We start from the raw sequence: 16739 nt of genomic DNA, 5'->3' as shown, positions 1-16739 counted from the left end.
ATGAGCGCGGGGCTCAGCCGGGCCCGTCCCACGACTTGAAAGGAATCGACGATGCCGTCGACTGAGGTGTTCCTGGCCGGGCCGCGTGCGCTCCCGGCATCTGGGCTTGATGGGAGTTTCTGGGCGACCCAGAGCTCGAATCTGCTATTCGGCGGCATCGCGATCGTGGTGTTTCTCACCATCGTGGTGCTGGTCATGTATGGCGCGGACCTGGTCAAGGGCAGGTTTCGCGAGAAGTTGACGTTGTTCGTGCTGGTGTCACCAGCGCTGTTCATGCTGGCAGTTGGTCTGATCTGGCCTGCGGTCGATACCACCTGGCTGTCCTTCAACGAAGTGACGGAGGCCCCGGATCCCGACACGGGCATCTACACGACGACCATGCAGTTCGTGGGACTCGAAAACTACCGCTACGCGTTCACGGACGATGGAACGCTGCGCACGATCCTCAACACCTTCGTGTGGATGATCCTGGTGCCGTTGCTATCCACCGGCTTCGGCCTCGCCTACGCGGTCTTCATCGACAAGGCCAAGGGCGAGAAGGTCCTGAAGTCGCTGGTGTTCATGCCCATGGCCATCTCGCTCGTGGGCGCCTCGGTCATCTGGGGCAACATCATGTACGACTACCAGCAGGTGGGAGAGCAGACGGGAATGCTGAACGCCCTCCGCTCGCTGGTGGGGCTCGACCCTTACAACTTCCTGGCTGACGATCCGTTCAACACGTTCTGGCTTATCATCATCTTGGTGTGGATCCAGACCGGTTTCGCGATGGTCATCCTTTCCGCCGCGATCAAGGGTGTTCCGGCGGAGCTCAACGAGGCGGCGTCCCTCGATGGCGCCAGCGCGTGGCAGCGGTTCCGATCGATCACCATCCCCTCGATCCGCAGCACCATCGTGGTAGTGCTGACCACCATCACCATCATGGCGCTCAAGGTCTACGACATCGTCCGGACGGTGACACAGGGCCGCAATGACACGGACATCGTCGCCAACCGCATGTACGTGCTGAGTTTCGTCGAAGGACGTGAGTCCCTGGGTGCGGCGCTCGCGGTGATCCTCTTCGTGTTCGTGGTGCCGATCGTGATCTACAACGTCCGCTCCCTCAACAAGGTGAAGGAGACCCGCTGATGAGCACGTCAATGCAGCCTCCCGTGCAGCAGCCGGTGAGGGAGGGCAAGGACAGGGCGGGCAAAGCCACGGTCCGGGCCAAGAAGGCCAAGGAGAACCTGACCTCCCCGTGGGCTACCGCCGTCGCTATCATCATCGCGATGGTGTGGACCATCCCCACCGTCGCGTTGTTCATGAACGCGCTGATACCGGGCGATCGCTACCGCACCGACGCGTGGTGGACGGTCATGGCCGACGGCGAGTTGACCTTCGAGAACTTCAACACCGTGCTGTTCGACTCCTTTGGCGACAGTGCGAACTCTCCGCCGTTGCTCGCGAACGTGATCAACTCGATCGTCGTCACGGTGCCGTCCGTCGTGTTCCCCGTGGTGCTCGCCATGATGGCGGCCTACGCGTTCGCGTGGATCCCGTTCCGCGGCTCGAACTTCCTGTTCGTGCTCATCTTCGCGCTCCAGGTGGTGCCGCTGCAGCTCGCGCTCATCCCGCTGCTGCGCATCCTCGGACCGGAGAACCTGGGCCTGGCGGGAGAGTTCGGAGGCGTGTGGATCGCCCACACGATCTTCGCGCTGCCGCTATGCGTGTTCCTGTTGCACAACTTCGTGTCCCATATCCCGCGCGAGGTCCTCGAGGCCGCGCGCGTGGACGGTGCGAGCCACACGCAGATGTTCTTCCGGATCATCATCCCGCTGTCGTTGCCGGCGATCGCGTCCATCGCGATCTTCCAGTTCCTGTGGGTGTGGAACGACCTGCTCGTGTCTGCGGTGTTCGGAAGCAATGACACGTACCCGCTGACGTACCCGATCTCGAACCTCGCGGGCGACTACGGCCAGTACGCGTACCTGGTACCGCCGGCAGCGTTCATCTCGATGGTTATCCCGCTCATCGTGTTCTTCTCGCTCCAGCGCTACTTCGTGCGCGGCCTGCTCGCGGGTTCCACGAAGGGCTGATGCCCAAGGTGGGGGGGCAGGGGGCCCATGCTCGCGCATCGGCCCCCGTGCCCCACCGTGGAGAGCACGGCCTAGACTGATGCCGTGAGTGACGCCCCCCGCCCACCGGTGCCATCGGATCCTCCTTCGGAGGACGAGCTGCGGCGCACCGCGATTCCCGCACACCTGCGCCGCGCGCCCCGTTTCGCGCGTGTCGTGGGCACGGGTGTGACGGCCGGATTCGTCATCGGCGCGCTGTGCGGGCTGCTGCTGCCGAACTCCACAGGTGTGGGCCGCGGCGCGGTAGCCGTCCTGGTGGGACTCGCCTTTGCTCTCATCGGTGGCCTCGCGACCGGGCTCATCGCGATCGGTCTCGATCGCGGCACCCCGCGCTATCTCAAGTCCGCTCCGTCCGCGGCCTGGCCGCCGCCGACCGCGGAAAGCACGAACGCGGACGCGGGTCCCGCATCGGTCGGTGTCGAGCCGGCGGAGCCCCCCACGCGGGACGAAGAGCGCCGCTGATGGGGCGCGGAGACGGACGCCTGAACCACGATCTGCTGCCGGGCGAGAAGGGGCCGCAAGACGCGTGCGGCGTATTCGGCATCTATGCACCCGACGAGGAGGTCGCCAAACTCACTTACTTTGGCCTCTACGCGCTCCAGCACCGCGGACAGGAGTCCGCGGGCATCGCCACCTCGATGGGCGACAAGATCCTCGTCTACAAAGACATGGGGCTCGTCTCGCAGGTATTCGACGAGCGGGCGCTTGAGGCGCTCCAGGGGCACCTCGCCATCGGGCATGCGCGCTACTCGACCACCGGCGCCTCCGTATGGGCGAACGCCCAGCCGACCCTGGGTCCCACGAGCTCAGGCACCGTCGCGCTCGGGCACAACGGCAACCTCACGAACACCCCTCAGCTGCTCGAGCTCGTGCAGGAGCGGCTTGGCAGCGAACGCCACGATGCGATTCGCGCCGCCGGCTTCACGGACACGTCGATCGTCACCGCGCTGCTGGGCTGGGACCGTTACGACACCCTCGCGGAGACCGCGCTCGAACTGATGCCGCACCTCGCCGGGGCGTTCTCGCTGGTGTTCATGGATGAGACCACGCTGTATGCCGCCCGCGACCCGCAGGGGGTGCGACCGCTCGTGCTCGGCAAGCTCGCCTCGGGCGGGTACGTAGTGGCCTCCGAGACCGCGGCACTGGACATTGTGGGAGCCACCTGGGAACGCGAGGTCGAGCCCGGAGAGTTCCTGACCATCGACGGCGACGGCGTGCACTCTCAGCGCTTCGCTGAGTCGCGACCCAAGGGCTGCGTGTTCGAGTACGTCTACCTTGCGCGACCCGACACGGCGATCGCCGGCCGCTCCGTACACGCCGCGCGCGTGGAGATGGGGCGCCGCCTGGCGATCGAGCACCCTGTGGACGCGGACATGGTCATGCCGACCCCCGAGTCGGGCACACCTGCCGCCGTGGGGTACGCGCAGCAGTCCGGCATCCCGTTCGGCCAGGGTCTCACCAAGAACGCCTACGTGGGCCGCACCTTCATCCAGCCGTCGCAGACACTGCGCAAGCTGGGTATTCGTCTCAAGCTCAATCCCCTGCGCGAGCAGATCGCCGGCAAGCGGCTCATCGTTGTCGACGACTCCATCGTGCGCGGCAACACGCAGAGCGCCATCGTCGCGATGCTGCGCGAGGCGGGCGCTGCCGAGGTGCACGTGCGCATCTCGTCGCCGCCGGTGCAGTGGCCGTGCTTCTACGGCATCGACTTCGCGACCCGTGAGGAGCTTGCGGCGGTGGGCCACACCATCGACGAGATTCGCGACGAGCTGGGCGCGGATTCGCTGGGCTACATCTCGACCGAGGGCATGATCGCGGCGACCGAGCAGCCTCGAGACCGCCTGTGTGCGGCGTGCTTCACTGGCGAATACCCGATCAAGCCGCCCGTCAATGCCCGCCTTCTGCTTGCCAGCCAGCCCGTGGAGGTTGCTCCGTGACCGCGTCGTTTAAGGATGTCCAGCCCATCACCTATGCCGATGCCGGAGTCGACACCGAGGCTGGCGACAAGGCCGTCGAGTTGATGAAGGAGGCGGTGGCGCGCACGCACGGACCCGAGGTCCTCGGCGGCGTGGGCGCATTCGCCGGGCTGTTCGACGCCTCCGCCCTCAAGGAGTACCGGCGTCCCCTGCTCGCCTCGTCGACCGACGGCGTGGGTACCAAGATCGTCATCGCGCGCCAGATGGGCGTGCACGACACCATCGGCCAGGACCTGGTCGCGATGGTCGTGGATGACATCGTGGTGTGCGGCGCCAAGCCCCTCGTCATGACCGACTACATCGCGTGCGGCAAGGTGGTGCCTGAGCGCATCGCGGACATCGTGCGAGGAATTGCTCTCGGCTGCGAGATGGCTGGCACCGCACTGGTGGGAGGCGAGACGGCCGAGCACCCCGGCGTCATGGATCCGGAGGACTACGACGTCGCCGGCGCGGCCATAGGCGTGGTGGAGGCCGATGCGCTTCTTGGCTCCGAGCGGGTGCGCACCGGGGACGCGGTGGTTGCGCTCGGCTCGTCCGGTCTGCACTCGAACGGCTACTCACTCGTACGGCGGGTCGCCTCTCATGCCGGCTGGTCGCTCGAGGATCACCTCGACGAGCTGGGTCGCACCGTGGGCGAGGAACTGCTCGAGCCGACCCGCATCTACGCCCAACTGTGCGTTGACCTCGCCGCGTCGACCCCAGGCCTGCGGGCGTTCTCGCACGTGACCGGCGGCGGGCTGGCGGCCAACGTCGCACGCGTCATCCCCCGCGGCCTGGCTGCCACCGTCGCTCGGGACGCCTGGGCCCTGCCGGCCGTCTTCGGATTGGTGCAGGCCGCAGGCTCCGTGCCGTGGAATGACCTCGAGTCCACCCTCAACATGGGCGTGGGCATGGTGGCCATCGTCGCCCCGGACGAGGCAGACGCCCTCGTGGCCGCATCGGCCGCCGCCGGAGTGCCGGCATGGACCCTCGGCGAGATCATCGCTGACGACGGCCGTCTGACGAGCCCTGACGCCGTACGGGGCTCCAAGGGCGTCGACGGCGGCGCGGTGCTGCTCAGCGGCGCTTACCGGGCCTAAGCGCCCCCAGCGCGCCGCTCCTCCACCCGTCGCTGCGCCGGCGGGCCGGATGAACTGAGCCCGCGCATCGGCCGCACGCGGCGCGACCGCCGGCGGACTCAGTTGATCCGTCCGGTCGGCATCCCGCGCCAAGCGACCCACGGGTGCCATCGGCGTATTGTGATCCGCGTCAGCGGACCCAACCCGCGCCGCATGCGCTCAAGCTCGACCCCCCGCGTGACCGTGTCCACGAGTCCGGCGAGATCGCGCTCCACGTCCTGCCGGGTGAACCGCAGCGCGAGTCGGCCTCCCACCTGCGTCACGCGGTCACGCCGCCGGTCATCCCAGAACGAACGCTCGTTCATGTGGTAGGTCGAGCCGTCGACCTCCACCACCACCGCATCATCCACGACGAAGTCGACACGCCCCACGCCAGGAAGATGGACCTGCGTCGCAACCGGCAACCCCGCCTCGCGTAGCGCGACCCGGGCGAAGGTCTCCAGCGGGGATTGGCATGATGGGTCGCAGCTGTCGCGCAGCCACTGCGCGCGGCTCGGAGGAGTGATGAGCAGGTGGTCAAGGTCGGCGACGGTCAGCAGCCCGCCGTTGAGCGCCGCGTCAACAGCCGCGAGCTGATCCTGAGCGGACAGGCACATCGATGCGCAGTCCAGTGCTCCCAGCACCGTCCCCGCGTGGGCGACGGGGCCCCGGACCCAGTGGAGCCTCACCTCCAACGACCGCCGCTGCGAAGCCGTGAGGGAACGCGAGTGCGGGATCGCGACGTGGGCCTTCGAGTCGACCGAGGGTGCGGGCAGCCCCCACGCACGCAACGCAGTGATGCATGTGCGTTGTGCACGCCAGGCGGCCTCGAGATGGACGATGCGCGGGGAGGCGGGCAGCGCGTACACGCCTCGCGCGACGCGGAAGACGGCTCGCGCGTCGACGGCTCGGGCCAGAGCGGCGCGTGTCACCCCGAGAGCACGCAGCTGTGCCCAGGAGGCGGCACCCCCTCGCGCGGCGCAGGCCTCCACGGGTGTCATGAGAATGACCTGGCCCCACGTCGCGAGTGGGGAAGGGTATCCACAGGGTGGGGGCCCTGGGGTGCGGTGCGCGGGGCCTTGGGGACGGATCAACTCAGCCGAGGGGAGGCCCGGCCCGTGCGGACTCGAGCCCGGCGCTCAGTTGATCCGGCTGTTGTGTCTGCTCGTGCAGTGCCGGAGCCGACGGGCTAAGTGGCGCAGAGGAAGCAGCGCACTGATGGCGCAGCGAACCGGGGGCCTTGCTGGGTGACGAGGGCGCGAATCAGCGCTCGTCGTCGTCGGCCCACTTGTCGTAGGGGTCCTCGGGCTCTTCGGGCTCGGGAGGGGTGACGGGCGCTGGGGCAGGAGAGCCCGAGATAAGTTCGCGCTCGAGGTCTCGCAGATCCGCTCCGTGGTTGGAGTACTTGAGCTGACGCGCGATCTTCGCGTCCTTCGCCTTCTGACGGCCGCGCCCCATGTCGCCGTCCCTTCTTTAGTTGCGCGGGCGCACTGTGTCGCGGGCCCTGCGGCGTGAGTTCTGAACGTACTTTACAACGCTCACGCACATGGGTGCGAGTCCCCTCAGAACGGAGAGGAGGTGAAAAATCTCGCAAACATCGCCATAATCGATAACGACCCCCGCATTTGGGGTCAAACTGGGGGAGCGGAGTCCACATTTCCAACTGAGGGAAGTACACGACGATGGCAGACACAATTCAAGAACCGGAGAGGTTGCTCACGCCCAGCGAGGTGGCCGCAATCTTTCGCGTAGACCCGAAGACCGTCACGCGATGGGCCAAGGTGGGCAAGCTGTCCTCCATTCGGACCCTCGGCGGTCACCGGCGATTCCGTGAGACAGAGGTTCATGCCCTGCTCGCAGACGCGCAGGAGTTACGCCGCACGTAGCAACAGTGAGTTCACCGGCCCCCGCCCACCTCCGCAGGAGGGCGGGGGCCGATTCACGTGCGGGGTAGCTGAGCGCCACCAGCAGGCGGCGGACCTGGTGCCACCAGGAACTGCACTGGCCCGGTGCGGCGGGCGTAGCCTGTCGGCATGACCCTTGACCCCCTTGTGAGCACCGCCCACGCGACCCCCTTCGGGGAGGTCAACGTGCTGGTGACGCCCGAGGACGGGGTGGTGCGCGCGGCGGGCTTCCGCCCGCTCCGCGACGTGGCATTCGGACTGCGCGCAGACCTCTCGACGCGGGGTTGGGTCGCTGGTGAGGCCCCTGAGATCGATGATGCCGTCGTGCGGTGGCTCGGTGGCGATGCCGATGCGATCGCCACCGTTCCGGTCGACCAGCCGGGTGGCCCGTTCTTCCAGGAGGTGTGGGCGGCACTGCGGTCCGTTCCCGGCGGTCAGGTGGTGTCGTATGGCGAGCTGGCGCAGATGGCGGGACGGCCGCGTGCGATGCGTGCCGTGGGCACGGCGTGCGCCCGCAATGGGATCGCTCCGTTCGTGCCGTGCCACCGTGTCATCCAATCCGGTGGGCGGCTGGGCTCGTACGGGTTTGGCGGGATGGCGGTGAAGGCCGCCATGCTCGAGCACGAGGGGCTGTCCGTCCCCTTGCCTCACCCCGACGCTCGCGTGACGGCCGCGAGGTGACCGGCCTCTCCGATGTGCCGCTGCGCAGTTGGCTGCCGTACTTCTTGGGCGTCTCCGCCGTATAGGGTTCCAGCTTCCTGTTCATCGAGGTGGCGCTCGATGAGTTCACCCCCGTCCAGGTGGCGTTCGGACGGCTGGCGTGCGGTGCGGTAGTGCTGATCGTGCTCGCCGTGTCGATGCGCGCGGTGCCGCGGTTCACGTGGCGCATGACGGGTGCGCTGGCGGTGGTGGGCATCTTCATGTCGGGACTGCCGTTCATCCTGATCCCGCTCGCTCAGCAGCATGTCACGTCCATCCTCGCGAGCCTGCTGAACGCGACTACCCCGCTGTGGACCGCGATGTTCGTGGCACTGCTGATTCCCGCGGAGCGGGCGAACCGCGCGCAGCTCTTCGGCCTTGTGATCGGCGCGCTGGGAATCGCGGTGCTGCTCGGAGCGTGGCGAGTGGACGACTTCCCGGCGCTGGGCGCAGCGTTCATGCTGGGGGCGACCGCCTGCTACGGCATCGGTTCCACGCTGTCACGTGTGCTGCTGAACCGCATTCAGGCGTCCCCCGTGGGCTTGTCAGCCATACAGATCACGCTGTCGACGTTGATCATCGCTCCGCTCGCCCTCGCGACCCCTGTACCGGCGGAGGGCGCGTTCGAGCTTGGCTCCGCAGCCATGTGGGCGCTGATCGCGCTGGGCGTGACGGGGACGTCCTTCGCCTACGTGTGGTTCTGGAAGATCGTGAAGGCGGCGGGCGCGACAACGGCCGCCTCGGTCACGTATGCCGTGCCAGTGATCGCGACGGCGCTCGGGATCGTCGTGCTCGGTGAGCGGCTGCACTGGTACGAGCCGGTGGGGGCGCTGGTGGTGATGTCCGGCGTATGGCTCGCGCAACGCCGCCCGCGACCCCGGCCCGAGGTCCTGCCTGAACTCCAGGGGTCCTCGGTCTGACGCCTTAAGGCAGAAGACGAGTCAAGCGACCGAGGTCGCTACATCTTCTTCTTGATGCGCTCGATCGACGCGGTGGGCACCAGGTCCTTGTTCTTCTTGATCTTGCTCGCACCGACGGCGGCGAAGATCGCGACGAATACCAGAAGGATGCCCGCGACGACGAGGGCGGCGGCCCACGGCTCGAGGATGAGGGCGAAGGCAAGCACGGCTGCGGCGATAAGCACCAGCAGCATGAAGAACCCGAGTGCGCCGGCGATGGCGAGGAAGGCCGCGCCCTTGCCGAGCTCGCGGCTCTTGACCTTCAGCTCAACCTTGGCGACCTCTACCTCGGTCTTGATCGTTGCGATCCACTGGCCGGCGACAGCGCCGAGGATCGCGTTGACGATCATCTTTCCGAGTTTCGAGTCAGCCATGAGAGCTCCCTTGTTTGCTTGACACCTAGTACACCGCCTATCGGCACACCAGTGCAAACGCAGGAGACGCTGGGAGTCTTCCGCGCGGCCGTGCCGTGACATGCAGAAAGCCCCCGCCTTGAGGCGAGGGCTTGTCTGGAAGTGGCTCCGACCGGCGTCGATCCGGTGACCTTTCGATTTTCAGTCGAACGCTCTACCAACTGAGCTACAGAGCCTTGGGGGATGACCCCATCTTCACGCACAATGCCCCTTGCGAACAAGGGGCATTGCCGCTCGCGACCCTGACGGGACTTGAACCCGCGACCTCCGCCGTGACAGGGCGGCGCGCTAACCAACTGCGCTACAGGGCCTAGCGGTCCTTGCAATAGATGCGAGGACCGTATGAAGTGTAGACCATCCCTAGGGAGTAGTCGTACCCCCAACGGGATTCGAACCCGTGCTACCGCCGTGAAAGGGCGGCGTCCTAGGCCGCTAGACGATGAGGGCGCCGTCTGACGCGCGATGTTCTCATGCGTCAAGGACGGTGCCCATGCTACGTCCCGTGGGCGATATTCGCCAAGTCACGGCCTCGCAGCCGTGCGGAGGGCCGATGCGGGGGCGGGCTTGGGCAACAATGGTCGCCATGGTGGAGATGTCAATCGAGGAGTTCGAGTCCGCGGTCAACGACGCCTTGGACACGATTCCCGAGCGGCTGCTCGAGATGGTCGACAACGTGGTGATCCTGGTGGAGGACGATCCGGAGGGCGACGACCCCGACCTGCTGGGTCTGTATGACGGCGTGGCGTTGACGGAGCGCGGCTCCGAGTGGGGCCTGGGCGAGCTCCCCGACCGTATCCTCATCTTCCGCAATCCCACGCTACGCGTGTGCGAGGACGCGGATCACGTGCGTGAGGAGGTTGCAGTGACGGTGGTTCACGAGATCGCCCACCACTTCGGCATCGACGACGACCGCCTGCACGAACTGGGCTGGAGCTGACCCGTCAGGAGGGCTCGACGAGTGTCCAGCCCTGGCGCTGCAGGTCGAACACGAACTTCTGGAGAACGGCCTGCGACTCGTCCTCGTTCTCGCATTGCTCGTAGCCCACGTGCGGCGGTCGCTCCGGAGCGGCGGTGTCGGTGGTGGTGATCACGATCGTCGCGTCGTTGTCCTCGAGGTGGAAGACCTTCACCTCGGTGCCCTTGGTCATGCTGAACGGTTCCATCCCGCCAGCGTACGGTCCTCGGCCTCGTCATAGGGTGGGCATATGAGGATCGTGCGCGGCTCGGAGGGGCCTTTCGAGGAGATGTACGGGTACTCCCGCGCGGTGCGCGTGGACGGTCACGTGACGGTGGCGGGCACCTGTGCGCGTGAGGAGGCGCTGGACGGCGATGCGTACGCACAGGCGGCCGATGCGCTCCACACCATTGAGCGGGCGCTCGGTGAGGTGGGGGCGGAGCTGGCAGACGTGGTGAGGACCGTCGCCTATGTCACCGACATCCGTGACTTGGAGAAGGTGGCCGCGGCGCACCGGGCTGTGTTCGCCGACATCCGTCCGGCGGCGACCCTGGTCGAGGTGAGCCGACTGGCCGATCCGCGCTACCTGGTGGAGATTCAGGCGGACGCCATCGTTGCGGGTGCTGCGGGTTCGGCCTGACGATCTCGGTCGCTGTCAGGAGACCGTGCCGAGCGCCTTCGCAAGGGCCCGCACCCCGTGCTCGACTTCGGTGAACGAGGTGCTGAGCGGCGACAGGCCGATGCGCACGCCGCTCGGGTGTCGAAAGTCGGGGATGACCCCTTCGCCCCAGAGCTGCTCGACCGCCCGGCGTGCGTGCGGGTGGTCGATGGTGATGTGGCCGCCGCGGCGCTCGGGATCACGCGGAGTCGCGAGCCGTGCGTCGGGGACAGAATTGTCGATGAGCGCGATGGCGTAGGACGTGAGCGCGACCGACTTCGCCCTGATCGCGGCGAGACCCGCACGCTCGATGAGCGACACCATGTCGGCGAGCGGCAGCATGGCGAAGATGGGAGGGGTTCCGCTCACGAGCCGCCGGATGCCGGGTGCAGGCGAGAACTCGGTCGTCATGGCGAACGGCTCGCGAGCGCCCAGCCAGCCGGGGATGGGGTTGCGGAGCTGGTCCTGATGCCGCGCGGCGACGTAGCCCCAAGCCGGAGCCCCGGGGCCGCCGTTGAGGTACTTGTACGAGCACCCGACTGCCATGTCGACGCCCCAGGCGTCGAGTTCGAGGGGAACCGAGCCGACCGCGTGCGAGCAGTCCCAGATCATGAGGGCTCCGTGCGCTTGCACGACCTCCGTGACGGCGGCCATGTCCGCCCACCAGCCGCTGCGGTACGCGACCCCGCTGATGAGGGCCGCGATCGTCTTCGCACTCGCGTGCTCGGCGACGAGCGCGGGCGTGACCCCCGCATCGGGCGGTGCGTCGATCCACCGGATCGTGAGCCCGTGCTCCTCGGCGAGCCGCTCGACGATGAAGCGGTCGGTGGGGAACTCGTCGCGCATGATGATCAGCTCGTCGCGGCCGGGCCGAGCGTCGATGGCCGCCCGCAGCAGTTTGAAGATGAGCACGGACGTCGAGTCGGCCACGATCGTCTGCCCGGGCGCGGCTCCTAGACAGGCGGCGCCGATGCGGTCGCCGAGCTCTTCGGCGTGAGTCAGCCAGCCTTCGTCCCAGCCGCGGATGAGCCGGCCGCCCCAGCTCTCGCGCACGAACCTGGGCACGGATTCGGTGGTGACTCGCAGGGGACGCCCGAGCGAGTTCCCGTCGAGGTACGCGACGAGGTCGTCACCCGGAACGAACTCCTCGAGATGATGTTCGAGCGGATCCGTAGGGGCCGGGACAGAGCTGGCAGCGTGCGCGTTCACGCCGCCAGCCTAAGGCGGCGCGGGAGAACCTTGTCGCGAAACTCACCCGGGTGTGACCGCTGGTGCCAGTGGGACGTGGGTGCGGCCACCGGCGTCCCTTGCGTCCCGCCCCTCACACCTGTGTGAGGAATGCGACGGCAGGCGATCTAGCGGGTCGCGCCCGATCTGGGATGCGCCGCCCACGCCGAGGCGACCATGTCCCTCACCGAGTGCCGCATCTGCCACTCGAGGTCGTACGAGGCGCGCTTGCCGGAGGCGACGATGCGGGCGGGGTCGCCCGCGCGCCGCCCGGTGAGCACGGGCTCGAGCTCCGCTCCCGCCACGTCGATGCAGGTGTTCACGATCTCGCGTACCGAGGTGCCGGTGCCTGAGCCCAGGTTGTAGACGGTGCGCAGGTCCTCGCGCCGGTCGAGCGCCTGCGCCGCCACCACGTGTGCCGCAGCGACGTCCGCGACGTGCACGTAGTCCCGCACGCATGTTCCGTCGGGAGTGTCGTAGTCGGTGCCGAAGATGCGCGGCGCGTCGCCGCGGGCAATGGCATCCATCACCAGCGGAAACAGATTGTGCGGCGAGGAGTCGTAGACGCCGGGCGCGCTTGAGCCCACCACGTTGAAGTAGCGCAGCGCGGTGTGACGCAGCTGCTTGCCGACGGAGCGCTGCGCAGCTGCCTGCTCGATGATCGCGCGCTCTGCGGCCAGCTTGGAGGAGCCGTAAGGGGACTCGGGATGCGTGGGGGTGTCCTCGGTGACGAGTTCCGTCTCGGGCGTGCCGTAGACGGCCGCCGTCGACGAGAACACTAGTCGGTCGATCCCGAGCTCCTGCATGGCCCCGAGAACGGCCACGGTGCCGCCCAGGTTCTGGCGCCAGGTCTTCAGCGGCTGTTTGACGGACTCGCCCGCGTACTTGAAGGCCGCGAGGTGCACCACGCCGGTGATGTCGTTCTCCTCCATCACGTCGCGCACGTCGTCCTGGTCCGTCACCGACACCCAGCCGAGCGGCACAGTGTCGGGCAGGAACGCGCGGTGGCCGCTCGACAAGTTATCCAGCGCCACGACGTCGAGCCCGGCGTCGACCATGGCGTGCGCCACATGCGCGCCGATGTATCCGGCTCCGCCCGTCACCAACCAGGTCATGCGGTCACTGTATGCCGGGCCACCGGCGCTGTCACCTAGGATTCGGGCGCCGAGGCCCAGGCGCTCGACGCCATTTCGTGGATAGTGTGTGCCATCTTCCATTCGATGTCGTCCCCGGCGAGCTCGCCGGTGGCGACGATCCGCGCGGGGTCTCCGGGCCGGCGGGGCTTGACGGCGGGTTCGAGGTCGGAGCCGGCCGCCTCGAGGAGGGAGCCGACGATCTGGCGCACCGAGGTGCCTTCGCCGGAGCCGAGGTTGTACACGGGCGCAAGCGGCCGGCCCGCATCGAGCATGCGCGCGGCGGCGACGTGGGAGTGGGCGAGGTCCTCGACGTGGACGTAGTCGCGCACGCAGGTGCCGTCGGGGGTGTCGTAGTCGTCACCGAAGATCAGCGGGGGCTGTCCCGCCTTGATCGCGCGAATGACCTTGGGGAACAGGTTGTGGGGAGAGGCGTCGTAGACCTCCTCCGACCCCGAGCCCACCACGTTGAAGTACCGCAAGCTCGTGGCGCGCAGCGGTGCATCGGACTGTGCCGTGGCGCGCACCTGATCCCGGATGAGCCATTCGGCGACCAACTTGGATTCGCCGTAGGGCGACTCGGGGGTGGTGGCGGTGGCTTCGGTCACCACGGGTGCAGCGGGCGTGCCGTAGACCCCAGCGGAGGACGAGAACACAAGCTGGGTGACGCCCGCCTGAGCCATCGCGTCGAGCAGCGTGCCGGTGCCCTCGACGTTCTGCCGATAGGTGTGGACGGGGTGCTTCACGGACTCTCCGGCGTATTTGTAGCCCGCGCAGTGGATCACGCCCCGCACGTCGTGCTCGCGCAGTGCCGCCGCAACCGCCTCGGTGTCGAGCACCGTCGCACGTGCGAATGGCACGCCGTCCGGCACGAACTCCTCGAAACCGCTCGAGAGGTCGTCGAGCACCACCGGCTCCATGCCCGCTGCGGCGAGAGCGCGCACCACGTGCGCGCCGATGTATCCGGCTCCTCCGGTGACCATCCAGGCCATGGTGACTCCTTAGGGGTGAGATCAGTGCAGGTCAGATGTCGCGGCGCGCGCCCTCGGACGGGGTGACGGTGAACAGGTGGGGTTCGCGAAGACCTGCGCTCGCCAATGCCGAGGTGACGGCCGAGCCGATGTCGGAACGCGCATCAGCCGGAACCAAGGCGATCGCGGAACCGCCGAATCCGCCACCGGTCATGCGGGCACCGATGGCGCCGTTCTCCACGGCGGTGGCGCACGCGAGGTCGATCTCGGGGACGGTGATCTCGAAGTCGTCGCGCATGGACGCCTGCGACGCGTCCAGCAGTGCGCCGATGGCGCGCGGACCGGAGTCGCCGAGCGTGCGCACCGTGTCGACCACGCGGGCGTTCTCGGTGACGATGTGCCGCACGCGGCGGAACGTCTCCTCGTCCAGGGCGGCCGATGCGCGGTCCAGGTCGTCCTCGGACAGTTCGCGGAGCGTGGAGACACCGAGAGCGGCGGCGCCCTTCTCGCACGAGTCACGGCGGTCTCGGTAGCCGCCGGTCGCGTGCTCGTGCTCCACTCGAGAGTCCATGACGAGGATCTCGAGGCCCTCCTCGCGCAGGTGCAGCGCGACTGGCTCTGCCTCCTCCGTGTCGCAGTCGAGGAACACGCCGTGGTCCTCGCGTCCGAGCATGGAGGCGGCCTGATCGAGCAGTCCGGTGGGGGCGCCCACGGCGCGGTTCTCGGCAATGCGGCCGATCCGCGCGAGGTCCAGCGGGGACAGGTTCAGGTCCCATAGGTCATTGAGCGCGACGGCCACGGCACACTCGATGGCGGCCGAGGAAGACAGCCCTGCACCCACCGGCACCCGCGAGTCAATGAGGATGTCGAGGCCAGGCGCTGAGGACAGGTCGTGGCCCTCGTCCGACAGCGCCCACGCGACACCGAGGACGTACGCGCTCCAGCCCTGCATCGCACCGGGGGACAAGTCATCGATCGCGAGCGACACCTCTTCCTCGGTGAAGGTCGAACTCACACGCAGCACGCGGTCGTCACACACCCCCACGGCGGCGACGGTGCGCCGGTCGATCGCGAACGGGAGCACGAAGCCTCGATTGTAGTCAGTGTGCTCACCGATGAGGTTGACGCGTCCGGGAGCCGACCACACGCCATCGGGGCGGCGACCATGGCGGGCGGCGAAGCCGTCTCCCACAGCGCTGACCTGATCACTCATGTGTATCTCCGCTCTCTGGGTGGCTACGGTGGCGTCGCTCGAGTGCCGGCGGCGGGCCTGGCGCGCCACCATGCTAGCCCCAGCGTCCAGGAGCGCGGCCGGCGCCGGGAGTGCCTGATGACCAGCGCCTGACAGGCCCACGCATAGCTGGCGACTGCTGCGACTATCGCCCGCCAACATGCTTGCGTCCGCATCGGGCCAGTTCATCGGTGCTGCCGATACAGTGTGCTCCAAGGAGGAACGACAAGTGGTGAACAGCGCGCGCGGACCGAGCATGCATGACGTCGCTGCGCGCGCGGGCGTGTCCCACCAGACCGTGTCGCGAGTCATCAACGAGTTCGAAGGAATCAGGCCCGCAACTCGTGAGCGTGTGCTCGCCGCCATCGAGGAGCTCGGCTACCACCGCAACCTGTCGGCGAGGGCGCTCGTGACGGGTCGCACGCACACCATCGGCATGATCGGGCCGCTGATTCCCGACATCGGGCCCCTGTCGACACTGCACGCAATCGAGCGCTCGGCGCGCGGCGTCGGGTTGCACACCCTGATGACGAGCGCCGACGCGACCAGCGAGAGCGCGACGGAGGCCGTTGGCTTTCTCCTCGGACGTGGAGTCGACGCGATCGCCCTGGTCGCTCAGCAGCAGGCGATCGCCGATGCCGTCGCAGCCATGCGCATGGACGTGCCGGTCATTCATCTCCTCACCGGTGGCGAGCCCCGCGGCGAGGCGGCGTCCATCGACCAGCGGGCGGGGGTGCGGCTCGCGCTCGACCACCTCATCGACCTCGGGCACACCCGGATTCAGCACGTGAGCGGTCCCCCCACCTACACCGAGTCTCAGTTGCGCAGGGACGAGTACCTGAAGGTGGTCGCCGAGCGTCAGCTCGCCTCCCTCGACATCCTCGACGGCAACTGGACCGCAGACGCCGGATACGCCGCGGGCGGCCGGCTCGACCCGACCGCGACGGCGGTGTTCTGTGCGAACGACCAGATGGCCTTCGGCCTCATTCACGCGCTCGCGGACGCGGGCAAGGCCGTGCCCCACGACGTCTCGGTGGTGGGCTTCGACGACACGTCCGAGGCGCGGCACAGTCTGCCCCCGCTGACGACGGTGAGGCAGGACTTCGTCGCAGTTGGCCACCTCGCCGTGGACCTCATCGTCCGGGCCTTCGACGGCGCGGACACGTCCGAGACCAAGCAGCTCCTGCCTGAGCTGGTGGTCAGGCAGACCACCGGGACCCCCCGAATCTAGGCCGAAGGTCCCGCATGTAGCGCAACGTGCGGCTCGCTGACCGGAAAACCCGGTGGGTGCATGTGAACGACACTCAATCGTGACCTGCTGAGATTGGCGCTGGCGTGCAAACGTGTTCACAATGATCAGCACGACGGACGCGCAAGGTTGCGCGCCGAATCTCGAGGAGGAGAT

19 protein-coding genes and 3 tRNA genes are annotated in these 16739 nt (G+C 67.8%); 11 read left to right on the top strand and 11 right to left on the bottom strand.

The genetic code is table 11. The annotated features are described in order from the left end of the window. Positions 1-51: 51 nt before the first annotated feature. From ACNI3K_RS01670 to purM, 5 genes are all read left to right on the top strand, one after another. Positions 52-1125 (top strand): carbohydrate ABC transporter permease, encoded by a 1074-nt coding sequence (locus ACNI3K_RS01670; RefSeq protein ID WP_419390121.1) that lies wholly within the window; start codon positions 52-54, stop codon positions 1123-1125. Then, positions 1125-2072 carry a carbohydrate ABC transporter permease gene (locus ACNI3K_RS01665; protein WP_419390120.1) on the top strand — a complete coding sequence of 316 codons (948 nt, stop codon included), beginning with the start codon at positions 1125-1127 and terminating at the stop codon, positions 2070-2072. The genes ACNI3K_RS01670 and ACNI3K_RS01665 overlap by 1 nt, the downstream gene beginning before the upstream one ends. An 84-nt stretch (positions 2073-2156) precedes the next feature. Next, positions 2157-2573, top strand: a complete 417-nt coding sequence (locus ACNI3K_RS01660) for a hypothetical protein (protein ID WP_419390119.1) — start codon at positions 2157-2159, stop codon at positions 2571-2573. After that, positions 2573-4048 carry an amidophosphoribosyltransferase gene (gene purF, locus ACNI3K_RS01655; protein WP_419390118.1) on the top strand — a complete coding sequence of 492 codons (1476 nt, stop codon included), beginning with the start codon at positions 2573-2575 and terminating at the stop codon, positions 4046-4048. The genes ACNI3K_RS01660 and purF overlap by 1 nt, the downstream gene beginning before the upstream one ends. Next, positions 4045-5166: a phosphoribosylformylglycinamidine cyclo-ligase gene (purM, locus tag ACNI3K_RS01650; RefSeq protein ID WP_419390117.1), complete on the top strand. Its 1122-nt coding sequence runs from the start codon at positions 4045-4047 to the stop codon at positions 5164-5166. Before purF ends, purM begins: the two co-directional genes overlap by 4 nt. 98 nt (positions 5167-5264) lie before the next feature. On the opposite strand, the gene ACNI3K_RS01645 is transcribed toward purM, so the two are convergent. Together ACNI3K_RS01645 and ACNI3K_RS01640 are read right to left on the bottom strand one after the other, a co-directional pair. Next, complete coding sequence (locus tag ACNI3K_RS01645; RefSeq protein WP_419390116.1) at positions 5265-6185, bottom strand: type IV toxin-antitoxin system AbiEi family antitoxin domain-containing protein; 921 nt, start codon at positions 6183-6185, stop codon at positions 5265-5267. Between the two features lie 262 nt (positions 6186-6447). Next, a complete protein-coding gene (locus ACNI3K_RS01640; protein WP_419390115.1) occupies positions 6448-6642 on the bottom strand; it encodes a DUF3073 family protein in 195 nt (64 codons plus the stop codon). 224 nt (positions 6643-6866) lie between these two features. Between ACNI3K_RS01640 and ACNI3K_RS01635 the strand changes: the two genes are divergently transcribed. The 3 genes from ACNI3K_RS01635 to ACNI3K_RS01625 all read left to right on the top strand — a co-directional run bounded on the left by ACNI3K_RS01635 (position 6867) and on the right by ACNI3K_RS01625 (position 8707). Continuing rightward, positions 6867-7070 carry a BldC family transcriptional regulator gene (locus ACNI3K_RS01635; RefSeq protein WP_419390114.1) on the top strand — a complete coding sequence of 68 codons (204 nt, stop codon included), beginning with the start codon at positions 6867-6869 and terminating at the stop codon, positions 7068-7070. Positions 7071-7217: 147 nt separating this feature from the next. Further along, entirely contained in the window at positions 7218-7769 is a 552-nt protein-coding gene (locus ACNI3K_RS01630; RefSeq protein ID WP_419390113.1) for a methylated-DNA--[protein]-cysteine S-methyltransferase, read from the top strand. A gap of 77 nt (positions 7770-7846) precedes the next feature. Continuing rightward, on the top strand, positions 7847-8707 hold the full coding sequence (locus ACNI3K_RS01625) for a DMT family transporter (RefSeq protein ID WP_419391085.1): 861 nt from the start codon (positions 7847-7849) through the stop codon (positions 8705-8707). Positions 8708-8745: 38 nt separating this feature from the next. Here ACNI3K_RS01625 and ACNI3K_RS01620 read toward each other — a convergent pair whose 3' ends face one another. The 4 genes from ACNI3K_RS01620 to ACNI3K_RS01605 all read right to left on the bottom strand — a co-directional run bounded on the left by ACNI3K_RS01620 (position 8746) and on the right by ACNI3K_RS01605 (position 9606). Then, complete coding sequence (locus ACNI3K_RS01620) at positions 8746-9120, bottom strand: phage holin family protein (protein ID WP_419390112.1); 375 nt, start codon at positions 9118-9120, stop codon at positions 8746-8748. A 142-nt stretch (positions 9121-9262) separates the two neighbouring features. Beyond that, positions 9263-9335 (bottom strand) — tRNA-Phe (locus ACNI3K_RS01615). A gap of 61 nt (positions 9336-9396) precedes the next feature. Beyond that, positions 9397-9470: transfer RNA gene (locus ACNI3K_RS01610), tRNA-Asp, on the bottom strand. Between the two features lie 63 nt (positions 9471-9533). Beyond that, positions 9534-9606, bottom strand: a tRNA-Glu gene (locus tag ACNI3K_RS01605). A gap of 136 nt (positions 9607-9742) precedes the next feature. Between ACNI3K_RS01605 and ACNI3K_RS01600 the strand changes: the two genes are divergently transcribed. Continuing rightward, a complete protein-coding gene (locus ACNI3K_RS01600; protein WP_419390111.1) occupies positions 9743-10096 on the top strand; it encodes a metallopeptidase family protein in 354 nt (117 codons plus the stop codon). 4 nt (positions 10097-10100) lie between these two features. On the opposite strand, the gene ACNI3K_RS01595 is transcribed toward ACNI3K_RS01600, so the two are convergent. Then, a complete protein-coding gene (locus ACNI3K_RS01595; protein WP_419390110.1) occupies positions 10101-10322 on the bottom strand; it encodes a hypothetical protein in 222 nt (73 codons plus the stop codon). Between the two features lie 42 nt (positions 10323-10364). On the opposite strand from ACNI3K_RS01595, the gene ACNI3K_RS01590 reads away from it, so the two are divergent. After that, entirely contained in the window at positions 10365-10754 is a 390-nt protein-coding gene (locus ACNI3K_RS01590; protein WP_419390109.1) for a Rid family hydrolase, read from the top strand. Positions 10755-10769: 15 nt separating this feature from the next. Here ACNI3K_RS01590 and ACNI3K_RS01585 read toward each other — a convergent pair whose 3' ends face one another. From ACNI3K_RS01585 to galK, 4 genes are all read right to left on the bottom strand, one after another. Continuing rightward, complete coding sequence (locus ACNI3K_RS01585; protein WP_419390108.1) at positions 10770-11981, bottom strand: kynureninase; 1212 nt, start codon at positions 11979-11981, stop codon at positions 10770-10772. A gap of 146 nt (positions 11982-12127) precedes the next feature. Continuing rightward, the gene (galE, locus tag ACNI3K_RS01580) at positions 12128-13114 is read right to left on the bottom strand and encodes a UDP-glucose 4-epimerase GalE (protein ID WP_419390107.1); all 987 of its coding nucleotides are present in this window, start codon (positions 13112-13114) and stop codon (positions 12128-12130) included. A 35-nt stretch (positions 13115-13149) separates the two neighbouring features. Then, complete coding sequence (gene galE, locus ACNI3K_RS01575) at positions 13150-14124, bottom strand: UDP-glucose 4-epimerase GalE (RefSeq protein WP_419390106.1); 975 nt, start codon at positions 14122-14124, stop codon at positions 13150-13152. A 31-nt stretch (positions 14125-14155) separates the two neighbouring features. After that, the gene (galK, locus tag ACNI3K_RS01570) at positions 14156-15316 is read right to left on the bottom strand and encodes a galactokinase (protein ID WP_419390105.1); all 1161 of its coding nucleotides are present in this window, start codon (positions 15314-15316) and stop codon (positions 14156-14158) included. 274 nt (positions 15317-15590) lie between these two features. On the opposite strand from galK, the gene ACNI3K_RS01565 reads away from it, so the two are divergent. Then, a complete protein-coding gene (locus ACNI3K_RS01565) occupies positions 15591-16565 on the top strand; it encodes a LacI family DNA-binding transcriptional regulator (RefSeq protein WP_419390104.1) in 975 nt (324 codons plus the stop codon). The last annotated feature ends 174 nt before the right edge of the window (positions 16566-16739 follow it).

This window comes from Demequina ureilytica, assembly GCF_048553575.1.
GTDB lineage: Bacteria > Actinomycetota > Actinomycetes > Actinomycetales > Demequinaceae > Demequina.
This window is presented reverse-complemented; position numbering and strand designations above follow the sequence as displayed.